This window comes from Amaricoccus sp. W119 (assembly GCF_047275745.1).
Classification (GTDB): Bacteria; Pseudomonadota; Alphaproteobacteria; order Rhodobacterales; family Rhodobacteraceae; genus Amaricoccus.
On sequence record NZ_JBKQWU010000091.1, the window covers coordinates 1 to 8,300 of the forward strand.

Genomic DNA, 8,300 nt, shown 5'->3' on the forward strand with positions numbered 1-8,300 from the left:
CGACGGCCGCCATCAGTGATGATCTCTATCTCAGACATAAGCACGTGCTCAGGCATATGCCTAAGCCTCCATGGCTGTGCTCAAGTGTCCGGTCGAAACGGGGGCCAATTCAGTCCCTTGTGTGAGTGATGTTGCCGACGGGGTCGTAGGTGTAGTGCAGGTTCTGCACGCCACAGGCCTTGCCTCGAGGCGGGGTGTCGGGCGCCGCGATCGTGGGCGGCGGAGGAGTCGGGTTGTCGCAGTCGCCGGTGAAAGCTTCCCCGCGCCTTGTATAGAGATGCAGCAGCCGAAAGGTTTCCGGGTCGTAAGCGTAGCGCGTGGTGGTGCCGTTGCCGAGCTCGAGGCGGAGCTTCTGGCCCTTGGCGTTGTAAGTGATCCGCCTGATCGACTGCTGGCTGCGCTGAGCATCCCTGGTGAAGCTGACGCGCCCCTCGTCGGTCGACTTTGTCGCGCGTATATGCAGCCGCTCGGACACCAGCGCACCGCGCTGGTTGTACTTGGGCTCGAAGACCGCCACGCGGTTGGTGGCTCCCGGAGTCGTCTGCGCACCGTTCGCGCCGAAGGTGATGTCGCGGTGCCAGTTGTACAGGCGCGTCACCCGCCCGAGCGCGTCGTACTCGGTGATCTGCTGGAAGGATTCGTCTTCGAGCAAGCTGCCGCGATCCGTGACCTCCCATCTCACCACGCCCGCGGCGCCGTCGGCCTCGGGCTTGATCAGCGTTCGCGTGACGTGCGCAGGCTTGCCGGAGAGATCGATGCGCTTGACGGTGGAGAGGCCGCTGGAGTCCCAGTGCCTGACCGCCTGACCGATCAGGTTGCGCTCCTTTGCGTCAGCCAGATTCGCGGCGCCGTCGGGCTGGTCGGTGTCGCAGTAGTCGAATGCTTCGACCAGGGCCGCCGCCTCGGCACCCACCTTGAGCCACTGGCTGATCGGGCGATGCAACTCGTCGTACTCCGTGTGGAACATGCGCGGCTGCGCCGCGGAGCCGGGACCCCTGTCGTTCACGTCCCAGGCGAGCATGGGCTTGCCGGCGGCGTCCATCAGCATCCAGCGGTCGCCCGCGTCCATGCTGTGCTGGAACAGCAGATTGCCGGCGATGTCATAGCTGGGAGCGCTGTAGACGCGTCCACCCGTGGTGGGATCGAGGCGATATGGAATGTCATCGCCGGGATCGTTGTTGGCCTTGCAGGGCGTGATGTACTGCATCACCAGGTTGCCGCGGGCGTCGCGGATCCACAGCGGCTTGCCCTCGGCATCGAGCTTGGTGAAGGCGACGTGGAAGTCGTCTCGCCATGTGTCGTTGGCGTCGGGAGTTCGGTTGTGCGCGATGGCGACGACTTCGCGCCCGAGACTGTCGAGATGTATCTGTGACGGTGAATCTGCGTGCTTCTCTACCTGCTCGGCGGCGCGCGCACTCTCTGCATCGTTGAATTCGGCGAAGCGCGGATGAGTCGGGTCCCTCCGCCTCCTGTACCAATCGCTGCAATTTGCCGGCATAGTATCGAACGCAGTGTCATTCGCGTCGAAGGTCTTCACCTGCCAGGGAGAGAACTCGACGCGGCTGAATGTTCCATCCGGCTTTTCGGTTCGGACGAGGCGACCCCGAGAGTCGTAGTACATGACCGGCGTAACGCCGACCTCGCTCGTCGCCTCCGGTTTGTCGAAGCGGTGCTCGGCCGCGCTGAAATAGGGCTCGTATTGTTTAACCGGGTTGCCCTTGTTGTTGAAGATCGTCTTTGCGCTGGCGATCCAGCGCAGCGGAGGGTTGGGCGGGCTGCTCTCGGGATCAGGCTCGGCCTGCGCCTTTTTCATGAGAACGTTGCCGCCGCCATCCGAATATTCGATCGAGACTTGGATCTTGGTCCTCTGGCCAGCGAGTTGGGCCACATGCCGTTCGCGCTGAATCGCGCATGCGGCCGGGGGCCGCACTTCCCACGCGACTGTTCCGGTCGCATCCACTACCTGGCCGAGGTGATAAACGAACCTCGAAGTCGCTTGGCCAAGCCAACGCCTAGGGTCGGTTTCGGCGTATGGCTCCAGACCCATGAAGCGCGCGACTTCCGACGGAATCGGGTCGAGGAGACCCGGTGTCAGACCCGTCAGTGAATCACCGCTCTTCTCCAAGGCCACAGCAACGGGCATGCCAAGGATGTCAAAGGCGGCACGCGTGACATTGCCATTGGCGTCCCGCACCGTCCGCGGCGCCAGCACGCGGAAATCAAACTCCACAACTCTTAGCTCGTTGCTGCGGGCGTCCCTGGTCGACTCGATGTAGAGGTCGCGCGGGTCGAAGGCGATCTCGCTAACATTGCCGAAGGAATCCTCGTAGTGCTCGGGCAGGAAGAAGTGTTGCGCAGCATCCGCCGCAAACCCCGCGACGCCGGAGCGCGTCCAGAATTGGCCGGTCGTGTCGATCGGATGAAACCGGTCAGCCAGGTCGCTTCCGCTGAGATATCCGCTCGTGGTGGCCGATGCGAGCTTCTGCTCCGCGGAACTGACGACGATCGTTTCAGAGAGCTTAGCGCCGAAGACAGCACCAAGCAGCGTTTCAGTTAGCGCCAGCTTGTAGTCCTCATATTTCAGCCCGCGCGGTCCATGCTTGCCGAAATCGAGTGGTATTGTGGGCGCCAGCGTGCCGCTGGCGTCATCGAAATACAGCGTGCGGACATGCTCCACCAGCCGCTTCTCCGCTGGTGGAGGGTCGCTGACTCGATCCGGTTGCTGGTGATACTGAAGCGAGCCAACGGCCCTGCCGCGGGCCTGATAGCGTTCGCTCAAGCGGTAAGCGCGAAGCTCGTCGATCGAGAAATAGCGGTCGTCTCGCAGATCGGCGGTGGAGGCGTCGCTCGCATCCCTGGTCGCGATCCCGGTAAGTTCGTAGGTTTGAACTTCGCACGGCAGAGGCAGGCGGTGGCTGTCAGCCACGATGCCGCTGCCCTCGAGTTCGTCCGTGTACCGCGTTTCCGTGTAGGCGATGTGCAGTTCGCTCTGCACATTCCTGATGAGACTCACCGTCTGCGAGTTCAACGCCGCATCATCGAAGAGCACGAAGCGCGGATAACCGATCGCTACCGACTGGAGCACATGGCCGAATTGGTCTATGCGCAGGTTCAGCGTGTGGGATACCCGCGGATCGGGCACTACTTGCGCCGTGCGCAGATCCAGCTCGTAGTGATAGGCAATCGCTTCGCTTTCGGTGACAAGGAAGACTGTGTGGCGGTTGCCGCCGCGCGGCTGCAAGCGGTCGATGTGGCAGTTATGATAGGCCGTCGAAAACAGCTTCACAGGTTTTTGGACGCCATCGCGCAGCGCATCGACATCGAGCTCGTAGATCTCCTGGCGCAACGGCATGCCCTTGCATGCTCGCAGAGCCTCGCGCCACTCCGCAGTCGTGAGGTCCAAGTCAGCGAGGTCCGGCTCAGGAAGCGTGTTTTCCTGAAAGGCTCCAAGCACGTCCGTGGTTTGCGGGTGGAGAGCCTCGAACCAGTTCGGAAAATACTCATTCGCATATAGCGTAAGCACGCGTCCTTGATCGATGAGGGCACCAGTGTGGAACCAAGTCACAGTCTTGATGGGTGGCTGGTAGAGTTCGTGCTCGGGCGTGATGTAGGGGCTCTCGGCGTTACCGGCGGAGAACTTGCCGTAGTTCTCAGTATCGATCTGCTCGACGCGACCGAAACCGCGGAACTCGCGCTCGACGCCGTCGAAGTAGCCATGGTGGTAGCTGTAGGTGGTTGAGAACGTCGTTCCGCGCCACTTGTCAGTAACGGTGACGCGTTCGACCACATTAACGGGAAAGGGCAGCCGCGTGATCCAGGGCCTGCCGTCGCGCTTGTCCTGCAAATAGAATTTCGTGGACGGCGCATAGAGGACGTCGGTCGTTGCTCCCAGGTTGTTCCTGACCTTGACGAGCAGATGCGGCTTGTCCTTGCCCATCAGGTTCACGTAGCGCATCGGCCGGGGCGCATCGCCAAGCAGCTGAGAGGACCAAACCAGGCAGGCGGTGCCGTTCCCCAGCAGGTCGACGGGCACGATGCTCACCAAGTCGTCGATGCGCGGAAACACGTTCAGCGTGTTCGGCTTGCTCCAACCGTTGCCCGACTGGTTGAAGTACAGGCGCACCCCATTGCGGTGCAGGTAGATGATGTCGGTGGTGCCGCTACCATCGATGTCGGCAAGTCGCAGGCGCTTCTGGTCAAACTGGTCCGGATGATCGAACCAGGGCGCGTTGTCCATTGTCACTTTGGCGCCGAACCGGCCATAGCCGAGGTTCGGCCAGTAGCAGGCGTCGCCGTTTCGGATGCGCACGATGTCGGTGAGGCCATCACCCGAGAGATCAGCAAGGTAGATCGACTGCGTGCCGTCGGCGAAAACGATGCGCGGACCTTCTTCCTCGTTGAGCGACTGCGCAACACGGCGGGCCGGGCCGAAGCCGTCTTCGGCGAGCGAAGTATGCCAGACGATGGCGTCGTCTTCGGTGATGAGAACATCGGCGTGGCCGTCGCCGTCTAGATCTACGAACTTGAGGTTGGGATCACGCAGGTCGCGGTTCAGGCGCGAGGTGAAGGGGCGGAAGGGCCACCAGCCTTCGGCATCGTCGTGCTCGTATAGGCCGGAGGCAGGGCCTTCCATAACAACGACATCGGGTTGCCCGTCGCCACCAAGGTCCATAAACTCTGCCCCGCCGCTCACGGAAACATTCGGCTTTAGGGCCACAGTCTCGAGAGGGCCAAACTTAGCCCTGATCTCCTCGTTGCCTTCGGCTTGATTGTCAGAGATTGGGCTCCAGTTGCGCTTGTAGTACCAGGCCCCGGCCTGCTCCGTGAGTATGCCGGGGATGCCCTCGCCATGCAGGTCGTTCCAGCGATAGGCCGAACCGTCCAATCCGACCGGGAGGTGCTCAAGGCTCGCCGGATCAACGTCATGAACCTGATCCTGAACGACGACCGGGCTGTACGTGAATTCGACCGGCGGCATCTCGCGCTTCCGGTAACCGCTGCCGTGGCGCTGGTAGGCAACGTTGCTCACCGCGCGGAGGACCGTGTAGTTCGGGCTCGGGTCCCTCCCTTCCTGCTCGTGGGCATAGGTCAGGTCGGTCGAACGCACCAGGCCGTCGTAGCCTTCCTGTCCGTCTGGTCCATTGGTGTCAGGGATATGGTGGAACATCAGGATGCGCTGGCAGAGCCGCGTCGTTCGCACCTCGAAGCCGGAGCGGTAGGACGAGAACGGATCGGCGCGAAACTCCCACTCGCGGGCGCCATCCTCTCCGTCGTTCGGGGCGGGTGCCGAAGGGTCATGCTCGCCGTAGTCGAACACGACCTCGAACAGCCACTCTACCGTGGGGTCTGCCGCGGCGGAGAGGGAGCGGTCGAGGAGCGGTGTACGGTTGCCGTAGCGGATGAACTTGGGAAACCGGTTGACACGTCGTCCCGCGTCGTCGCGCCCGCCCCGGTTGCGCTCATGCGCCTTAGAAGGATCGACGCCGTAACCGTCTTCCGACTTATATCCGTAGACCATCGCGTTGCCTTTGTCGTCGCGGGTCTCACAGATCAACCAGCTGAAGATGCGAGCGGAATCGCTTGGATCTGCGATCCGCGAGTCCTCGTCCCTGCCGTAAATTGTGAGGATGTTGTCTCTTGAAATCGATCGCCAATGGACGTTGCCGTCTCTGCCAGTCCAGCGCTCTATTCGCGCGAAAAGGCCCTCGATGCGTGGCCGATAGCGGCGGACGCGGTAGTCGTTGCGGTCGTCTTCTTGGATGACTAGGCGGCCCGTTGAGTCGCGCCAGAATCCATCTGAGCCGAGCGAGTGATCCGGGTGACGGGCAATCCAGCTGTCGTCGGCGTCCTGCCGATAGACAGGCACGAGGTCCTCGGCGCCCGAGAGAATAAAGGTATCGGAGTCGATCACATCTAGATATCGCGGCAGCCCCTTCTCGGTCTTCCGCGTGATGGCGGGCATCGAAAGCGACCAACCGAAACCGAACGGGCCATTGCCGGCGCCGGAATCGTAGGACAGCGATAGCTGGGGCCCAAAGCCTGAACGGCCTGGGCTGGTAGCGATAGGCACCGACATGGAGCCCGTGCCGGTGACCGGGTTGGCTGCGAACTTCTCTCCGATTCCGCGAATGGCGCCGCCGCCCTTCGGAAGCGTGATCGAAGGAGCTCTCCCCGCCCCACTGCTGAAGGGCAATGCCTCCTTCTCAGCCGAATGCGGCCGATCTTCCAAAACCGCCCCTCGCGCCCAATCGTTGATGAGCGAAGTCGAATCAATAGGTTATTCTAAAGCATACCACTTCCGGGTACAGGGGGCTACTTCCGAGCGCCCAAATATACTCTCATACACGATCACTATGAAACGATTTATGAGATATTCGACTAATTACACAGAAATGTGGGTCGGAAGCGCGCAGTACGATCGTATTGGCATGCCAACTCGCGCCGAAGTCTGGCATTCGAGAGTGGAGTCGCGCGAAAGAAATGGTCGGCGCCGCCTCGCGGATCACCGATCACGGGCGCAGTAGGATCGGACGACGCCTACGGCTGCTCGCTGGTCCAGCTGCTTCCCGGCGCCGGACCCGGCCGGGGGTGGCGGCGACGCGTGCAGTGGGGCCGGGGATCACCGCCGCCCTAGCTAATTTCCAGTCAGGGTCGCACGCGCCACAGCCTTTTCGGTCTCGACGTAGACGCCCGAGCAGTCGAAGGCGACTGCGGCTGCCGTCACGCCATTGTTCATGAAGAGCCGGGGCGCGAGGAACTGGGTCGCCGCCGGCAGGTCAGCGGTCACCTCCTGCTCGAAGACCGCGCCGCTGACCTCGTCGACTACGCGCACCCACACGGACGAAGCATTTGGCACCGCTGCGATCGTCAGCATCAGCACGCCCCCGTGGCGTTGGCGAAGCTCGCTGTTAGTGCCGGCCGTATTCTCCCCAAAAGCGCCGTTTGAAAATTCCCCAGTTTTCCGGGTTTGAGCGCCAACCTGCCGGGGGCATGCCCCCGGCAGGTTGGCAGCGGCCAGAACACAGCCCCTGATCGAGCCGACCGGGACGGGAGGCGCGCGGGTGGTGAGACTTGGGGAAGTTGTCATGATCCATGACCTGAAACGGCAAGGGCTTTCGATCTCCGCCATCGCGCGCAAGCTCGGCCTTGATCGCAAGACGGTGCGCAAGCATCTGGACGCGGGCGTCGTCGCGCCGAGCTACGGCCCGCGCGAGCCGCGCCCCCGGCTGATCGAAGCCTTCGAGCCGTACCTGCGCGACCGTGTTCTCGCCTTCCCGGACCTGTCCGGCCGCCGGCTCCTGCGAGAGATCCGGGGCATGGGCTATGGCGGCGGCTACACCGCCGTCACCGACTATCTGCGCGATGTCCGTCCCGCCAGGACGAAACCGTTCGAGCGCCGCTTCGAGACCCCGGCGGGCCGGCAGGCGCAGGTCGACTTCGCGCAGTTCCGGGTCGAATTCGCCGATGAGCCCGGCGTGGTGCGCATCGTCTGGCTCTTCACGATGGTGCTCGGGCACAGCCGTTGGCTCTGGGGTCGGTTCTGCGCCACGCAGGATCTCCAGACGGTGATGCGCTGCCACATCGACGCCTTCGCCGCCATGGGCGGCGCACCCTCGGAGTTGCTCTACGACCGGATGAAGACGGCGGTGATCGGCGAGAACGCCGAGGGCGTGATCACATACAACAGTTCGCTGGTGGCGCTGCTGACCCATTACGGGGCGTTGCCCCGGGCTTGCCGGCCGTTTCGGGCAAAGACGAAAGGTAAGGTCGAGCGACCCTACCGCTACGTCCGGCAGGACTTCTTCCTCGCGCGCACCTTCCGGAACATGGATGACCTGAATGCCCAGTTCGAGGACTGGCGCGCCACCATCGCCAACCCGCGCCGCCACGCGACGACGCAGCGGATCGTGGACGAGCACTTCGCCGAGGAACAGCCGCGTCTGATCGCCTTGCCCGCGATCCCCTACAGCGCGGTGCTGACGGTGGAGCGCCGGGTGAGCCACGAGGGCATGGTCTCGGTCGGGGGCAATCTCTACAGCGTGCCGGACGCCACCCGCAAACGCGTGGTCGAGGTCCAGAACCATCCTCGGGAAATCCGCATCTTCGAGGACAGGCGGCTGATCGCCGTCCACCCCGTGATGGACGGCAAGAACCAGCGCCGGGTCGATCCGGACCATCGCAAGATCGTACCGCCGAGGCCCCCGGAGCTCCCGATGTCAGCGGCGCCGGGACGGCCAAGGGATGTCGGGCGAAGGCCACTGTCGTTCTATGACGCCGTGGCCAGGCGCCTGGCCGCCGGC

The 8,300-nt window shown here is 63.2% G+C and carries 2 protein-coding genes and 1 pseudogene; 1 reads left to right on the forward strand and 2 read right to left on the reverse strand.

Annotated elements, in window-relative coordinates; genetic code table 11:
- Positions 1–109 precede the first annotated feature (109 nt).
- Together ACLJK8_RS20895 and ACLJK8_RS20900 are read right to left on the reverse strand one after the other, a co-directional pair.
- Entirely contained in the window at positions 110–6,193 is a 6,084-nt protein-coding gene (locus tag ACLJK8_RS20895) for a SpvB/TcaC N-terminal domain-containing protein (RefSeq protein WP_413152321.1), read from the reverse strand.
- 441 nt (positions 6,194–6,634) lie between these two features.
- Positions 6,635–6,886: pseudogene (locus ACLJK8_RS20900) on the reverse strand (hypothetical protein); the annotation flags it as partial.
- A gap of 175 nt (positions 6,887–7,061) precedes the next feature.
- On the opposite strand from ACLJK8_RS20900, the gene istA reads away from it, so the two are divergent.
- Positions 7,062–8,300: IS21 family transposase (istA, locus tag ACLJK8_RS20905; protein WP_413152322.1), on the forward strand; the 1,239-nt coding region annotated here is incomplete at its 3' end.